The sequence below is a fragment of the Chitinophaga sp. H8 genome (assembly GCF_040567655.1).
GTDB lineage: Bacteria > Bacteroidota > Bacteroidia > Chitinophagales > Chitinophagaceae > Chitinophaga > Chitinophaga defluvii.
Genome location: NZ_JBEXAC010000002.1, coordinates 753,168 through 770,181 on the forward strand (window position 1 = coordinate 753,168; position 17,014 = coordinate 770,181).

The 17,014-nt window shown below is 43.5% G+C and carries 13 protein-coding genes; 2 read left to right on the forward strand and 11 right to left on the reverse strand.

What is annotated here, in order from left to right:
• Nucleotides 1-53: 53 nt before the first annotated feature.
• The 6 genes from ABR189_RS16915 to lptB all read right to left on the reverse strand — a co-directional run bounded on the left by ABR189_RS16915 (nt 54) and on the right by lptB (nt 8,801).
• Complete coding sequence (locus ABR189_RS16915) at nt 54-3,341, reverse strand: TonB-dependent receptor (RefSeq protein WP_354661637.1); 3,288 nt, start codon at nt 3,339-3,341, stop codon at nt 54-56.
• Between the two features lie 342 nt (nt 3,342-3,683).
• Nucleotides 3,684-4,814 carry a FecR family protein gene (locus ABR189_RS16920; protein WP_354661638.1) on the reverse strand — a complete coding sequence of 377 codons (1,131 nt, stop codon included), beginning with the start codon at nt 4,812-4,814 and terminating at the stop codon, nt 3,684-3,686.
• Nucleotides 4,815-4,888: 74 nt separating this feature from the next.
• On the reverse strand, nt 4,889-5,443 hold the full coding sequence (locus tag ABR189_RS16925; protein ID WP_354661639.1) for an RNA polymerase sigma-70 factor: 555 nt from the start codon (nt 5,441-5,443) through the stop codon (nt 4,889-4,891).
• Nucleotides 5,444-5,705: 262 nt separating this feature from the next.
• Nucleotides 5,706-6,455 carry a 3-oxoacyl-[acyl-carrier-protein] reductase gene (fabG, locus tag ABR189_RS16930; protein ID WP_354661640.1) on the reverse strand — a complete coding sequence of 250 codons (750 nt, stop codon included), beginning with the start codon at nt 6,453-6,455 and terminating at the stop codon, nt 5,706-5,708.
• A gap of 36 nt (nt 6,456-6,491) precedes the next feature.
• Nucleotides 6,492-8,018, reverse strand: coding sequence for a GH3 auxin-responsive promoter family protein (locus ABR189_RS16935; protein WP_354661641.1), 1,527 nt, complete (start codon nt 8,016-8,018; stop codon nt 6,492-6,494).
• A gap of 18 nt (nt 8,019-8,036) precedes the next feature.
• Nucleotides 8,037-8,801, reverse strand: a complete 765-nt coding sequence (gene lptB, locus ABR189_RS16940; protein WP_354661642.1) for an LPS export ABC transporter ATP-binding protein — start codon at nt 8,799-8,801, stop codon at nt 8,037-8,039.
• A 164-nt stretch (nt 8,802-8,965) separates the two neighbouring features.
• Here lptB and metF point away from each other — a divergent pair, with 164 nt between their 5' ends.
• Nucleotides 8,966-9,919 carry a methylenetetrahydrofolate reductase [NAD(P)H] gene (gene metF, locus ABR189_RS16945; RefSeq protein ID WP_354661643.1) on the forward strand — a complete coding sequence of 318 codons (954 nt, stop codon included), beginning with the start codon at nt 8,966-8,968 and terminating at the stop codon, nt 9,917-9,919.
• Nucleotides 9,920-10,626: 707 nt separating this feature from the next.
• Here the strand turns inward: metF and ABR189_RS16950 are convergent.
• The 5 genes from ABR189_RS16950 to ABR189_RS16970 form a co-directional block, all read right to left on the reverse strand.
• Entirely contained in the window at nt 10,627-11,328 is a 702-nt protein-coding gene (locus ABR189_RS16950) for a porin family protein (RefSeq protein WP_354661644.1), read from the reverse strand.
• 180 nt (nt 11,329-11,508) lie between these two features.
• Nucleotides 11,509-12,207, reverse strand: coding sequence for a porin family protein (locus ABR189_RS16955; protein ID WP_354661645.1), 699 nt, complete (start codon nt 12,205-12,207; stop codon nt 11,509-11,511).
• Between the two features lie 173 nt (nt 12,208-12,380).
• Nucleotides 12,381-13,013, reverse strand: coding sequence for a porin family protein (locus tag ABR189_RS16960; protein WP_354661646.1), 633 nt, complete (start codon nt 13,011-13,013; stop codon nt 12,381-12,383).
• 168 nt (nt 13,014-13,181) lie between these two features.
• Nucleotides 13,182-13,898, reverse strand: coding sequence for a porin family protein (locus ABR189_RS16965; RefSeq protein WP_354661647.1), 717 nt, complete (start codon nt 13,896-13,898; stop codon nt 13,182-13,184).
• A 108-nt stretch (nt 13,899-14,006) separates the two neighbouring features.
• Nucleotides 14,007-15,413: a redoxin domain-containing protein gene (locus ABR189_RS16970; protein WP_354661648.1), complete on the reverse strand. Its 1,407-nt coding sequence runs from the start codon at nt 15,411-15,413 to the stop codon at nt 14,007-14,009.
• 98 nt (nt 15,414-15,511) lie between these two features.
• Between ABR189_RS16970 and rlmD the strand changes: the two genes are divergently transcribed.
• Nucleotides 15,512-16,936: a 23S rRNA (uracil(1939)-C(5))-methyltransferase RlmD gene (gene rlmD, locus ABR189_RS16975; RefSeq protein WP_354661649.1), complete on the forward strand. Its 1,425-nt coding sequence runs from the start codon at nt 15,512-15,514 to the stop codon at nt 16,934-16,936.
• The last annotated feature ends 78 nt before the right edge of the window (nt 16,937-17,014 follow it).

The following is a 17,014-nucleotide window of genomic DNA, read 5'->3' on the forward strand; positions in this document are numbered from 1 at the left end:
AAAAAGTTTGATCTGTTAATGATACATTTCGTTTGCACCTGATAGTTATACTATCAAAACCCAAGGCGCACGCCTGCCATAAATATGCGGCTTGCAGGGTAAGCATTAAAGTCTTTACCACGCCCCAGATTGCCTGTCTGATAACTGGTAGCGCCATTCGTTACAGTAGGTGTAGTATCTGTTCCTACTTCCGGATCAAAACCGGTATAATTAGTAACGGTAAACAGGTTCTGCGCATTTACATATACCCGTAAACTGTGAATGGATTTACCCCAGTTCTTTACCGGGAAAGTATACCCCAGTACAATGTTCTTACATCTTAAGTAAGAAGCATTTTCAACAAAATGTGAGTTTACATAACCACCATAAGTAAGACTGTAATAACCGTTGCGGGGCACTTCAGTACTTGGCTTATCTGCACGCCAGAAGTTCAATGCATCATAAGAACGGTTTTCTTCCAGCACCAGGCGGTTTACATTATAAAGATCATTACCTACAGAACCCTGGAAAAATACCGTCAGGTCCCAGTTTTTATATTTGAAATCATTGGTTAATCCAAAGAAGAAATCAGGATTACCATTACCAATTACAGTACGGTCATTCGCATCAATGATGCCATTACCATCCACATCTCTGAACTTAGGATCACCGGGTACTGAATTAGGCTGTGGTGCATATTTTTCACCCGCCTGGATAATGCCCTCCCAGATATAACCATAGATAGAGCTCAGTGCCAGTCCCGGACGCAGGATACTAAAATCCATGTAGGCTGCGGAGCCATCAGGTTTGTTACCACCCTGGATAATCTTATCCCTGTCGCCTAAGGATATTACTTTGTTTTTATTGTAAGAGATATTAAAGGCGGTATTCCATTTCAGCGCACCGGTAGTATTTACACTTTCAATGCTTAACTCTACTCCTTTGTTTTCCAGTGTACCGGAATTCAGCAATACGGAGTTAAAACCTGTTACCCTGGAAGTAGGTACATTCTGTAACAGGTCATTTGTTTTCTTGTAATAATAATCTGCGGTAACATTCAGGCGGTTATCAAAGAAGCCCATATCCAATCCCACATCAAACTGGGAAGTACTTTCCCATTTCAGATCGGGGTTCAGCAGGTTGGCAGGTGCCAATCCTTTAGAAGCTGTTATGCCGTCTGTAGATACCGGGTAAATATCCATACGAGCCAGAGAGCTGTAATTGTTAATACGGTCGTTGCCGGTTAAACCATAGCTGGTACGTACTTTCAGGTTAGAGAATACGCCCAGGCTCTTGATAAAGTCTTCTTCAGACATTCTCCAGGCCAATGAAGCAGAGGGAAAATAACCGAACTTATTATTCTTACCAAAACGGGAAGAGCCATCCGCACGGAGGGTACTTGTAAACAGATAGCGGTCTTTATAGGCATAGTTGACCCTGCCGAAGTAAGAGTTCAGTACAGACTCGGTTCTTAATGACTGCAGGTCTGTTTTGGTGTTACCTGCATTCAGGTTATTGTAGAGATAATAATCTGTTGCAAAATCAGAGCTGGCACCATACAATTCATCAAACTGATCTTTCTGGTAAGAATACCCTGCCAGTACACCCAGGCGATGCTGCTGACCAAAAGAGCGGTCGTAGTTTAAAAATGCTTCTACCAGTCCGCGGGTATTACCATTGTTTCTTTTATCTGCACTACCTATACTGCCCGGTACTGTTTTAGGGGTGTACTTACCTTCTGTGTAGGAGTTATAATCATATCCTGCGTTTATTTTAGCGCTCAGGCCTTTGATAATTTCATATGAAGCATTAGCGTCCGCATGAAAACCGATGTTAGATTCATCATCTGTTGGCTCATTCACATATACCAGCGGGTTATTGCCGTACTTGGGCAATCTGGACCTGCCATAGCTGCCATCCGCATTACGGATAGGCACGGTAGGATCATACCGCAGGATATTGTACATAATGTTTGACTCTACAATGCTGCCATCAAAGCCTCTTTTTTTAGCGTCTGTACGGTATCCCCTTACATTCACGCCTGACTTGAAACGCTCGCCTACTTTCTGTTCTACGCTCAGATTACCGGTATATCTTTTAAAATCGGTGTTGGAGATAATCCCCTTTTGATTAAAGTAGTTACCCGACAGGTATACCTTGGTATTTTCACTACCGGTAGCGATGGAGATCTGATGGCTCTGGGTTTGGCCGGTACGTAAAATTTCCTGCTGCCAGTCGGTACCTTGTGGACCTACTTCTTCCAGCACCTTTTTCATCTGGTCGGGAGAGAATACTGCCGGTTGTCCGTTGGCAGCGGCTTTGGCATTCATCAGCCCCATAAAGTCCTGTGCACCTATTAAGGGTATTTTCTTACTCAGCTTATTGATACCATAGTAGGCATCATAGGTAATACGTGTACCCTGGCTGCCTTTTTTAGTAGAAATGATCACTACTCCATTAGCACCGCGGGCACCATAGATAGCAGTAGCGGAGGCATCTTTCAGCACTTCCATAGACGCGATATCTCCGGGGTTCAGCTGGTTAGCATCCAGGGAAGCCATGGGGAAACCGTCTACCACATACAAAGGTTCGTTGGAACTGGAAATAGAGTTGCCACCCCTTACCTGGATAGAAACACGGCCACCGGGTGCTGCACTGGTTTGCATCACCTGCACACCGGAAGCACGGCCTGCCAGCATTTGCGTTGGGTTTGTTACCACGGTTTTTTCCAGGTCTTCTGCTTTCAGCGATACAACAGATCCGGTGAGATCACTCTTTTTAGTGGTACCATATCCCACTACAATGATCTCGTCCAGTTTTTTGGTGTCCTGTTCCAGTTTTATATCTATTACGGCTCTGCCACCAGGTGTTACTTTTTGGGCGAGGTAGCCCATAAAGGAGAATACCAGGACATTGTCATCCGCAGCATCAATGGTATATCTGCCCTGTGCGTCTGTAACAGTACCCTTGCTGGTACCTTCAACGGTAACGCTCACACCGGGTAAGGGGTCGCCGGTAGCAGCGTCAATGATCCTGCCGCTTATTTTGTTACGCAGGGTACCATCCGGCGTAATCACTACCAGGTTATTTTCCAGTACCCGATAAGTAACATTGGATTTAGAGAACACCATCCCTAAAATTTCTTCGAGCTGTTTATTTTTCACATTGATACTCAGCACCTTATTCAGGTCGGCAAAGTCTTCATTATAAAAAAAGCGGAAATTGCTTTTAGTTTCTATCAACTTAAAGATTTCTCTTACGCTCTTATTCTCCGCACGCAGCTCACTGATATTATGCTGGGCAAAGGCACCGGCCGATACCTGCATAACGCCTATCAGGATTAATACACTGGTTAATTTCATGGTAAGCAAAAGTTTTCGCTTGAGGCAAAGAAATACCACCAAGTTTGAAGTGATTTTCATAAACTTGTAAAGATTTTAGTGAAACGGATATTTATTGTGGCAACTGGTCGCAGGTTACCACATACATGAGTGTTCGTTAATTGGGGCGAGTCGCATTGCCCCAATTTTTTTATCATTTAACAACGTGCATAGATTTGGTTTTGCTGATTAGTAATTCATTACATAGCGATTAGTCTGGTCATTACAAGTGATTCCTGTTTTAACAAGTGCTGCTAAAAAGTTAAGTAACAAGCGATTTCCCTCTCCTTACAAGTGATTCAAAAAAGTTAAAATAACAAGTGATTATTGGTTACCGGAGGGTAAAGCATTTGCATACTTTTCTTTTAGTTCTTTATCCAGTTCCAGCGTTACGGTACCATGATCTATAGTATAGCGCAACGGCGCTGTCAGTTTCAATATATTTAACACCTGTTCCAGTGTTTCCTGGGTAAAGGTGCCACTGAACTTGTAGCGTTTCAGCAGCTCATCTTTAAACACCACGCTTACATTAAACCGGCGTTCCATTGTTATCGCCAGCTCTTCCATGGACTGGGCATTGACGATCCAGTTACCATCTTTCCAGGCAGTATAAACGGCGGTGTTCTTCACTTCCCTGCTTTCTACCGGAGCTTCTTCTTCTCCAGCCAGCGGCTGGACTTTCGCTTTTACCGGAATCGTTTTGTGGTAGGTCACATTTTGGTTGGGCTTGAGCAGCAGGCTAAACGCCTTAGCCTCCTGCGAGCCATTAATTTTCACCACCCCTTCTACCAGTGTGGTTACAACGGTTTTATCTTCAGGATATGCTTTTACATTAAAGGAAGTGCCCAGCGCCTGGATTTCCAGGTCGGCGGCATTAACGGTAAAGGGTTTGGCAGCATTGGTTTTTACATCAAAAAAGGCCTCTCCTTCCAGTTTCACTTCCCGTGTGGTGGTATTGTAGGCCTGGCTGTATTGCAGCTTACTGCCGGCATTGAGCCATACCTGCGTACCATCAGACAGTTCTATTTGTGTAGTAGCTCCTTTGGGGCTGGTGATCGTAACCATTTGCTGATTACTGCCTCCTTTTTTGGCGAACATCCAGGCATACACAATTCCGCCGCCTATTACCAAAGGCAATATAAACATGGCGGCCATCCGCAGAAAAGTTTTCCAGCGACTGGACTGGTGTGCTATTACCAGTGCATCCTCTTCCACATCACTTTGCAGACCGGCAGATAATTTATTCCATGCATCCCCTGCCGGGTATTGTGCAGCTGCATCGGCCGGCGCTACCGCTACCTGCCAGGCATCTCTCAATCCCACAAAGTACTGGTGATTAGCTACATCGGCAGCTACCCACGCCTCCAGTTCATCCTGTTCCTTCCGGCTTACCTGGCCGGATAAAAAACGGATGATCAGATCATCTATGTACTCCTGGGAATGACTATGTTCCATAAAAAAGATAAGCTCTTTTACTAAGACAACAGACTAAAGGCAACAGGGTGACAAACCGTAAAAAAAAATTAAAATTATTTTAACAAAGGCAGTAATTCCTCCCGGAGTTTATGGAGCGCACGGGCCATCTGGGTCTTTACTGTATTGATGGAAATGTCCAGCTGGCTGGCAATTTGGGGGTAACTCATTTCTTCAAAGCGGCTTAACCGGAACACGGCCTGGCATTGTGCCGGCAGTTTGCCAATCGCTTGTTCCGTAAGCTGTTCCAATTCGTGGTGCAATAATTTATCTACCGGTGAATGTGCAGACGGAAGTTCCATCAAAGTAATGCGGGATTCCAGCTGTTGCAGCAGCTCTTCTCCGTACTGCAGTTTTACTTTGGCCTGTTTTAAATAATTCAGGCAATTATTTTGCACCGCCCGGTACAGGTATGCTTTTTCAGATACCATAATATGCAGCTCATCAAACTTTTCCCATATCTTCAAAAAGGTATCCTGCACCACCTCTTCCGCCAGTTCATGCCTGTTTAAAAAGCTGTGGGCATGAGTGCAGAGGGCGGCATAGTGCTTTTTGAACAACACTTCAAAAGCCTGTAATTTCTGCTCCTTAATATTAACAAACTGCTCCAAGTACGATATACCCTAAAAAGTTAGTCGCCCAATATATTACATTTGGCGTCAATGCAATGAACAAATATTTATACACTTCTTCCTTTTCATTAATAGTAAAAAATAACGCCATAGATATCTTGCTGTGAATCCATCGGCTGGCACATTGTCTTCTCGCCTGGTATCATCCGCAGCAGGAGGCGTCATCTTACTCCGGGTACCCGCAAAAAAAAGGTTGCCCCGTGAAAGAGACAACCTTTTGTATCAGGAATATTTTTGCTGCTTATGTGTTTAATCCACCGCAGGCGCTGATTACCTGACCGGTTACATATGCGCTCATATCAGACGCCAGGAACAAACATACATTTGCGATATCTTCCGGTGAGCCAAAACGGGCCAAAGGAATTTTATCGATATAGGCCTTGGCGCCTTCTCCGTCTTTCAGGTAATGCGTCATATCTGTTTCCACAAATCCGGGAGCTACTGCATTGCAACGGATATTACGGCTACCCAGCTCCTGGGCAATGGATTTTGTAAATCCGATAATCCCTGCTTTAGAAGCAGCGTAGCTGCTCTGGCCGGCATTGCCTTTCATTCCGATAATAGAACTCATATTAATGATGGTACCATTCTTGGCTTTCATCATAGGACGGATCACCTGTTTGGTCATGTTGTACACACTCTTCAGGTTAATGTCCATTACATCATCCCACTGGTCCGGGCTCATGCGTAACAGCAGGTTATCTTTAGAGATACCGGCATTGTTTACACAAATATCTACTGCACCAAACTCTTTTAAAACCTCGGCTACCAAAGTTTCGCAATCTTCATAGATGCCTGCATTGGATTTATAGGCTTTGGCCTTAACGCCCAGTGCTTTTAATTTTTCTTCCAGCACTTTTGCCTTTTCATCAGAACTAACATACGTAAAAGCTACATGTGCACCCTGTTCAGCAAACTTTAAAGCAATGGCCTCTCCAATTCCACGGCTGGCCCCTGTTACAATCGCTACTTTGTTATCCAGTAATTTCATGTTTTGATCAATAGTTATTTGTAGGTAATAGATAGATTATTTCGTTGACGCAATAAATTTAAGGATCTCCTCCACATATTGCCGGTCATTATTCAGGCGCGGCACTTTATGCTGCCCCCCCAGCTTGCCTTTGCTTTTCAGCCATTCACAAAAAGTACCGCTGGCCAGTACATGTACTGTTGGCATACGCAGGGCTATATCTTTATGCCGCTTGGCCTCGTAATCCGAGTTGATTACTTTCAAGGTCTGGTCAAGTACGGTAATGAATTTATTAAGATCATCCGGTGCTACTTCAAATTCTACCAACCATTCATGACTGCCATTACCGGCATCACTGAAATATACCGGTGCGGCGGTATAATCATTCACCACAGCTCCGGTAGCTTCACATGCCTTTGCAATAGCCTGATCAGAATTTTCTACAATCACCTCTTCTCCAAAAGCATTGATAAATGATTTGGTACGGCCGCTTACTTTGATACGGAAGGGGGAGAGGGATACAAATTGTATGGTATCCCCTACCATATAACGCCATAATCCACCATTAGTGCTGATCACCAATGCATAGTTCTTACCCAGTTCCACTTCCTGCAGCTGCAGGGTATGTGGATTTTCTTTCCCCAGCTCTTCCATAGGCATAAATTCATAGAAGATGCCATGGTTGAGGAATAACAACAATCCTTCTTCACCTATCACATCCTGTGCTGCAAAAAAGCCTTCGGAAGCGTTGTAGGTTTCCTGGTAAAACATGATAGGCTTGCGGATCAGTTTTTTAAACTGCTCCCGGTAGGGTGTAAAACTCACCCCTCCGTGCATATACAGTTCCAGGTCGGGCCATACGTCTGCCAGGTTATCTGTGCCGGTAAGTTCAAAGATGCGTTTGATCAGCACGATGGTCCAGGTAGGTACCCCTGCAATAGAAGTTACATTTTCATGGATCACGGCATTGGCCATCCGTTCAATCTTCTCTTCCCATTCGTCCATCAGGGCAATAGAAAGGTCGGGCGTACGGATCATATTGCCATAGAAGGGCATATTCTGCAGCATGATAGCGCTGAGGTCGCCATAGTAGGAATCACTGTCTTCCGACAACTTATTTACCTGGTGGCTGCCACCGATTACCAGCGATTTGCCGGTAAGCAGGTCAGAATCGGGGAAATTATTGTAGTACAGCGAAAGCACATCCCTGCCGGAGCGGTAATGACATTCATCCAGACTTTCTACAGACACGGGGATGAACTTGCTTTTATCGGCGGTGGTACCACTGGATTTAGCAAACCATTTTATGGGAGTATTCCACAAAACATTCTGTTGTCCTTCCATGATCCTTTGGATATAAGGACGGATGGTTTCGTAAGTGTGTACCGGTACCCGCTGTTTATATTCGTCTATCTTATAAATTTTGGAAAAGCCATGCTGTTTACCAAATTCTGTATACTGTCCGCCGCTGATAAGGTTTTGAAATACCTGCTGCTGCACCTGAACGGGATACTGCATAAAATAAGCTATGCGCCCCATCCGTAATCTGGCCAATTGTGATATTGCAGGACTTAAAATTCTCATATAGGATGCTGTAGAATATTATTGTTTAGTAGCGGATTCGTCCACAAACTCTTTACGGCGCAAAATGAAATTCTGGCCAAGATACACTTTTCTCACTTGTTCATCTTCCGCCAGCTCTTCTGCAGAACCTGACTTCAGGATCTTACCTTCAAACAATAAATAAGCTCTGTCCGTGATAGATAATGTTTCCTGTACGTTATGGTCCGTAATCAGGATACCGATGTTCTTGTACTTGAGTTTGGCCACGATGGCCTGAATATCCTCCACTGCGATGGGGTCAATACCCGCAAAAGGCTCATCCAGCAAAATAAACTTGGGGTCTACTGCCAGTGCGCGGGCGATCTCTGTACGGCGGCGTTCTCCCCCGCTGAGTACATCCCCCGGACTTTTACGTACATGCACCAGCCGGAACTCATGGAGTAAAGACTCCAGTTTCTCCTTTTGGGCTGCTTTTTTCAGTTTGGTCATCTCCAGCACAGCCGCAATATTGTCTTCCACGCTCAGCTTCCGGAATACAGAAGCTTCCTGGGGCAGGTAGCCAATACCCATCTGTGCCCGCTTATACATAGGCAGCTTGGAAATATTCACATCACCCAGGTATACCTGACCCTCATCGGGTTTAATGAGGCCTACCACCATATAAAAGGTAGTGGTTTTTCCGGCACCATTAGGCCCCAGCAACCCTACAATTTCTCCCTGCGATACTTCTACAGACACATGGTTCACCACGGTCCTGTTGCCATAACGCTTTACCAGCTGATCTGTATGTATTCTTAATTGCATATATTGAAACTTAGCAAAAATAAGCAATTCATTCAGTTAGCCTAGTTAATAGTTCTCTGAAGATTTTAAAGGTATTTATTAATTGATGTTCAGATATGTTATTTTTGCCCAGCATTAACCAAAAAAGGGGCTTTAGGCAAGCCCCGCTTTTATACTTATTTAACATGAAAGTAACGGAACATATTGCCCAGGCAAAAGACACCCTGATCTCCTTTGAGATATTACCCCCATTAAAAGGCAAAAGTATTGAGTCGATCTATGATCACCTGGATCCGCTGATGGAATTCAAGCCTGCTTTTATCAACGTTACTTATCACCGCAGTGAGCATATGTTCAAGAAAAAGGCAGATGGCGCCTTTGAAAAGGTAGAAATTCGCAAACGCCCCGGCACGGTGGGTATTTGTGCAGCTATCATGAACCATTATAATGTAGATGCCGTTCCTCACCTCATTTGTGGTGGTTTTAGCCGGGAAGAAACCGAGAATGCACTGATTGACCTGAACTTTCTGGGAGTAGATAATGTACTGGTATTGCGGGGGGACGCTCCTAAAAACGAGTCTTCCTTTGAACCGGAGCCTAATGGTCACCGCTATGCCATTGACCTGTTAGGACAGGTATCTCATATGAATAATGGTATCTACCTGGAAGAAGACCTGGTAGGTGGTTTAAAAACCCGGTTTTGTATCGGCGTGGCCGGATACCCGGAAAAACATTTTGAAGCACCTAACATGCAAAATGACCTGGAACACCTGAAACATAAAGTGGAAAACGGAGCAGATTATATCGTGACCCAAATGTTTTTTGACAACCAGAAATTCTATGACTTTGTAGCCAAATGCCGGGAAATGGGTATTACTGTACCTATCATACCAGGATTGAAGCCCATTACCAGCAAAAAACAGCTTTCTGTATTGCCGCGTACTTTCCATGTGGATATTCCTACGGAGTTTTCTAATGAAATACTGAAATGCAAAACAGATAAAGAAGTAGAGGAAGTAGGTACACAATGGCTGATACAGCAGTCTAAAGAACTTAAACAATTTGGAGTGCCTGTGCTGCACTATTATACCCTGGGCAAACCCAAGGTGATCAGAACAGTAGTAGAATCGCTGGTGTAAATGCACCGCATCAGGTTATATCAAACGGTGGTCCTTTAAATGAGGGTCACCGTTTTTTTATAGCAGTTATCTTCGGATGAGGTACGGGCAAAAAAAAATGCCATTGCGTAGATACGTAGTGGCATTATCCCTATAACTGTCACACATTTTAATTACTTTTCCTATGTAGTACAGCACCTTCCCTATGCCAGGTAACTGTAACTATGCTAATAAGACGGGCGCCATTTAACTTACCCCTACGCGCGGAAAAAAAATAGCTTTTAGCTATTAGCAATTAGCCTTTAGCTCAATGCAGCGGAAGAAAGCTGTTAGCTATTAGCAGTTAGCTGTTAGCTTAAATGCAGCGGAAGGTTCAATGATAGTTATATGCTAATGATCTGTTGCCTGTGTGGTAATTTTGCCCCACAGGATGGTTTTGTTAAACCCATTTCATAGCCTTTTATGCTCTATTCATACTCTATCTATGCTTTAACTATGCTTTAACTATGCTTTAACCATGCTTCAAGCATAGGGAAAGGTAGCGAGGTCTTCTCCTGAAAAAGCTTTACATGTTAAGCTTGATCTACAGTTAGGGCTTTACATGTATAACTTCCTCTCCGCTGCATTTAAGCTAACAGCTAACTGCTAAAAACTAACAGCTAAAAAAAAACGGGCCGGCCTTTTGAGCCAGCCCGGGAGCAGTACTATATTTCAGTTATGGTTTGGTTTTATTTCTTTTTTAATAAGTAGCCCAAGCTAATACCGAAGTAGTTGTTCTTGCTGCTGGAATTGTCATTAGGATCGGTGTTTACCAGACCCAGGCTATAATTTACGCTCAGCAACAGACCGCTTTTCAGTTCGTAACCTACGATGAAGTTACCACCGGCATCCAGACCTTTCAGGTGCAGGTCTTCGTCATTGGCTGGCAGATCAGCATCTTTCTTGCCATCAAATTTCACTTTGTAATCTTCACTGGCACTATTTCCACCACCAGTTGCTTTGGTTTTTACTTTTCCACCTATACCATAAGCCACGTAGGGGCCAAAACCGCCAAAAATTTTGCCGCTTCCCAGTTCATGTTTGTATAAAAAGTTAACCGGTACTTCCAGGTACATCAGAGAAATTTTAGACTCCATTGACACCTTGGTACCTTCTATTGTTTCTTCAAACTTAGATTTTACCCCCTTAGCACTTGCCATCAATCCAGGTTGCAGGTAAAAATTGTCCGCCAGCTGTATATCCGCAATTAAGCCTGCATGCCAGGCTGGTAAACGTGACATTCCTTCATTTGGGTCAAAACCGGCAGGTGCATTATCTACATCAAATTTTACTTTAGCACTGCTGAAACCAGCTTTAACACCAAAAGACACTTGGGCATAGGTAGATAGGGTGCCCAAGAGGGCAATAACCAACAATACATTCTTTTTCATGTGGTAATGAATTTTAAAATTTTACCAAAGGTATATACTTAAACATAAATTAAAATATGTAAAATCAACTTTTATTTATTTATATTTCGCAAGTGCCGTTATCAAACGGGCATAAAAAAACTGCTCTGTTGAAGAAGCAGTTTATTATTTCAGGGAACCCTGTATGCTAGATAATTGCTGTTACCAATCTTCCCGGTTCAGCAAAAAGCCCATGCTAATACCCAGGTAGCGATTTTTGACAGTAGTAGCGTGTGTCCTGTCCAGATCTGACATTCCATAACTGTAATTAACCCCCAGCATCAGCATGTTATTGAACTCCAGTCCCATCATAAAATTGGCACCACCCTCCCATCTGCGTAACCGCATATTGGTAGCTGCCGCCTGATCTCCATCTCTGAATTCAATATTCTGATATGACTTTTGAATGGTTTGTCCATTGTATTCAATAGCGGTATTATATCTGCCTGTCATGCCATAAGCTACATACGGCCCGGCCCCTACTGTTATCTTTCCAAAGCCTACAGGGATTTTATAAACCAGGTTAAGCGGTAGTTCCAGGTAATGCACTTTTATCCTGTCGGTGGCCGACAGGTAAACATTCACTGGCTTAACACTATTATTATTCTGAAAATTAGCCCCTTTGGTAACATACCGGATTACCGGCTGCAAATAAAATCCGCCTCTCAGTGGAATGTTTAATAACAGATCGGCATGAGCGGAGTTCAGCTGACCGGGCGTACTGGTTGTAAGTGGCTGGCTTTTTTCTTCAAAAAGAAGATTGGCAATAGTGTATCCACCTCTTATACCCATACTTACCTGGGCATTGGCGGTAGCATAACATAACATTAAAATAAAAAACAATCGTGTAAAATTGCTCATATGTGTGGCAAGATTAAAGGTATGGTCTATATATAAAGGGGCATTGATTTGCCTGCCTGGCAAGGTGTATTAACGTATGAGCAAGATAAAAGGTTTTGAAAAATAAAAAAAGGTTGTCCATTGATCGGACAACCTTTTTCCGGTTATTATTCGGTTAAATTTTACACTTTAGTTTATTTACCACCAAATTTGTAACCCAGGGAAACACCAAAAGAAGTGTTTTTAAAGCTGCGGTCACCATTATTGCTCTTGGTATCATCCAGGTTATTGACCAGTCCGAGGTCTGCGTTCAGGCCAAAATACAGGCCGGTCAGCATTTCATAACCGATCTGGATTCCTGCACCGGCATCAAAGCGTTTCAGCTTCATCACCCCGTCATCAAAAACGTTGGTATCGAAGTTTACACTACCAATTTTGCCTTTGTATTTACCCCCTACACCATAGGCGAAATAAGGCCCTACTGCCAGTACCATATTACCAGAACCTACTTCAGGTTTAAACATGAAGTTTACCGGCAATTGTAAGTAAGACAAAGTGGTTTTGAAGTCGGTGTTATCTTTATCTTTTCCCCCCTTACCAGCATACAGTAGTCCGGTACCGATAAAAAATTCTTCTGCCAGGGGGATGTCTACTGTCACCCCGGCTCTTACTCCGGTGATCAGTTTACTGGTTTCTTTTCCGTTCGTCGTAAAATTCTTGGCGGTAATACTTGAAAAATTCGGGCCGGCTACTATACCCCATTTTGCCTGACCGAAGGAAAGGCTGGCTATAAGCAGCGCAGCAGCAGATAATAATACCTTTTTCATCTTTTAATGTTTGTATGTGGATTTGTTTTTAAATAATATGGCGTCATACAGGCGATGACGCCATATTGAAACTTTTTGCTTGCCTTATAAATGTTGCCTGTTGAATTTGTGCACAGATAAATCTTATATACTACAAAATGGAAGTGTAATTGTTTTATCTATAGCCTGCTATTTTCCGCCAAACAAGTAACCTACAGATACGCTGAATACACGGTTTTTACCTTTTTCATCGGTACTGTTGGTTTGTCCGGAGTAAACTTTGGCCATACCCAATCCATATTGTGCTGATATCAGGAAATTGTGTATTTCCGCACCTACCATCAGGTTACCACCCCAGTCGAAACGTTTGTACTTATCACGGCCCTGGTTAGCATCCCCATTATTGAAAGGGGTATCATCATCCCATTTCAGGCTGGTAGAAGTAGTGATGGTCGTATTTGGGCTGGTTTTAAATTCTGTTTTATTCTTACCAGCTACCCCAAAAGCAAAATAAGGACCTACACCTGCAAAAAGCCGGGAATCTGTTCCAATGGGTATTCCAAATACGAAGTTCAGGGGAATATCTATATATGATGGGTTAGTGGTGATTTTAGAGTATGGATCGGTGAGCGTTGGATTGTTTTTATCTCCTATTTCCAGATCTTTCGTACCCTTGGTGCTATAATACACACCAGGTTGGAAAGACAGGATCTGAGGTAACAAAGGAAAGTCTGCGATCACACCAATATGATATCCGGGCAGGGTTTTCTTGTTCATTGTGCCGCCAGAATTATCGGTAGAAATATTAGAAAGGTTTAACCCGCCTTTAATACCTACCCTGGCCTGCGACATTGCAGCAAATGAAATGCTTAATGCGGCAAATGAAAGGATGAGTGTTTTAGTCATAACCTATAGTTTTGTTACGACCCTACAATTTCAAAGACTATGCCAAAAGCCTGTTCATTCCATTCATCTTATTGATTACAAATAAGTTACAAAGCACTAAACCCTGCATTATTTATTATGTGCAGTGTTTCCCGTTGTGGTCATTCTATCCAAAAATTCCTGCAATTGCAACACCCCCAAACGCTTCGCAACAATCTTCTTTTGTTCATCCAGCAGATATACTACCGGCGTGCTGTAGACATCATACAGGCGACGGTAATTACTACGCGACTCCGGGTCTGAAGCGTGCACCCATCCGGTTATTTTATGTTCTCTGATAAATCTTAACCACTCTTCCTGTGTACCTTCTGTTTTAATACCCAGCATCACCACCCCTTTATTTTTCCAACTGGCATTATAGGCAGAGTCTAACCGTGGAATTTCTTCCTTACAATGCCCGCAACTGGGATCCCAGAATACCAATACGGTATATTTCCCTTTTATTTTATACAGCGAAACAGGTTTGGACAAAGTATCTACCAGTTCCAGCGGAGCGGCCTGCTGCCCTATCAGATTGGGAGCAATGGCATAAGCCCTGGTAACGATTTTATTTAACTGGTCGTCATTCAGCCAGAAAGCCTCACCCGGAACGTAGTATTTTTCTACCAGGTGAACAAAGACGGCATCCATCCCCATATACTGGGAACTTTCATAGTTATAGGTAAGCCACCAGAGCACAAACTTGAACATTTCCTTATCCTGGCGGGTTTTAGCAATCAGCTGGTCACATTCTATTTTAATGGAATCCGGATGCATGGGTACCAGCTGGGTGAAATACTTCTGCAGTTTGGCTTCCAGAATAGGCGTACGTACCAGTCTGCCATCCGAAAGATTTACCTCATCCCAATAGTGGGATTTGAAGTAACGATAAGCAAAATCGTCCGGTGCCCCCGCCGGCCGGGCAGGCACTACCGGTTCTTTCATTGCCTGAAATATGCTGGTTAAAATATTCCTGGGATGTTTGGCAATAAAGTCTGTCCGGAAGTCCTGTATCTTTTTACTGATCTCCTGCTGCAGCGGCCTCACCTTGGCGCTATCTTCTGCTGTTTTGGCTATTGCCAGCTGTGCATGAATTTTACGGCTCAGCGGGTCCTGTTGTGCCAGGAAACGATTGTAAGTGAGAAAAAGGTCGTTATCCGGAGAATTGGTATATACCGTTTTGCCCATCAGGTCACTGCTATCTGCCTTTACGGTAAATACCTGTTGTTTATCCATTAACAGCTCAAAGTATTTTTGTTTTCCGGGCAGTACAATCATATAAATACCTCCCGGTAAAGGTTCCTTCCCTTTCATCACTGCCACGCCTGCATTGTTCAGTTCTGCAGAATCGGCCAGGTAGGTGCCTTTCCCCATATAATGCGCCAGGAATAACTTACCGGCAGTATAATCTTTCAAATGAACGGTGATCTGATAACCCTGTGCCTGCAGGTGCAACTGACAACAAATACCTGCAATAAGCAATAATAGTTTCTGCATAGGCTTTTAAATAGTATGTAAAAGTATAATACAAAACGTAAAATGTAAAATCTTATGTATAAGGTAACACCTCAAAGCTAATCATTACCTTTGCAGCCGTGAGGAAAAAAAACGTTGTTTTAGAAAAAATACCCGTGAGTGGCTATGCAGCTGAAGGTAAAGCCCTGGCGCGGCACGACGGTAAAGTAATATTTATTGAAGGGGGTGTAGTGCCCGGTGATGTGGTAGACATTCGCCTGAGTAAAAATAAGAAAGACTGGGCTGAAGGCAGGGCTATCCATATTCACACTTATTCGGATAAGCGTGCGGAACCATTTTGTGAACATTTTGGCACCTGTGGCGGTTGTAAATGGCAGATGCTACCCTACTCCCTGCAACTGGAATACAAACAGCAACAGGTGGCCGATCACCTGCAAAGAATAGGCAAACTGGCTTTGCCTGCTATGGACCCTATAAAAGGCTCCCGGCATACGATACATTACCGGAATAAGCTGGAATTCACTTTCAGCAACAGGGCCTACCTTACTGCAGAAGAAATCAAAGACAATGAAGGAGTAGTACTGGAAAGGAATGCCCTGGGCTTTCATGTACCCAAACTATTTGATAAGGTGCTTGATATTAATACCTGCTACCTGCAGGAAGAACCGGTTAACCTGATCAAAAACACCGTACGGGAGTATGCGTTGGCACATGGGCTATCGTTTTACGATATCCGCGCACAGGAAGGCTGGCTGCGGAATATGGTGGTCAGGATCTGTACTACCGGAGAGATCATGGTAAACCTGGTCATCCATCATGAAAACAAAAAGAACCGGGAAGCGCTCCTGCAGCATCTGCTGAAAACAGTACCTGCTATTACCACCCTTGTATATACGATCAATCCTAAGAAGAATGATACTATCTTTGACCTGGAACCTAAAGTGTACTATGGCAAAGGCTATGTGGAAGAGAAACTGGAGGATTTTGTTTTTAAGATAGGCCCCAAATCCTTCTTCCAAACCAATACTTACCAGGGAGAGGTACTATACCAGGTAACCCGGGAGTTTGCCGGACTAACAGGAACGGAAATTGTATATGACCTGTACTGTGGTACCGGAAGCATTGGCATCTTTGTATCGCCTCAGGCGAAGAAAATAGTGGGTATTGAACTGATCCGGGAAGCCATTGATGATGCTAAGGAAAATGCTGCCCGCAATAATGTACAGAATGCACATTTTTTTGCAGGTGATGTAATCGATATTTGTGATGATGCATTTTTTGAACAGCATGGACAACCGGATGTGGTGATTACTGATCCTCCACGGGCAGGTATGCACGAAAAGCTGGTCAGCAAACTTTTACAGATTGCGGCACCAAAAATTGTGTATGTTAGCTGTAACCCTGCTACACAAGCCAGGGACCTGGCCTTGCTGGATGCACTTTATACAGTGGAAAAAGTACAGCCGGTAGATATGTTTCCGCATACGCATCATATTGAAAATGTGGTGTTGCTTAAAAAAAAGCTTTTAGCTGTTAGCCATTAGCTGTTAGCTTTTGTAAATCATGGTCTACAATATAATACAGGAAGCTAAAGGCTAAGAGCTAAAAGCTAACAGCTTATT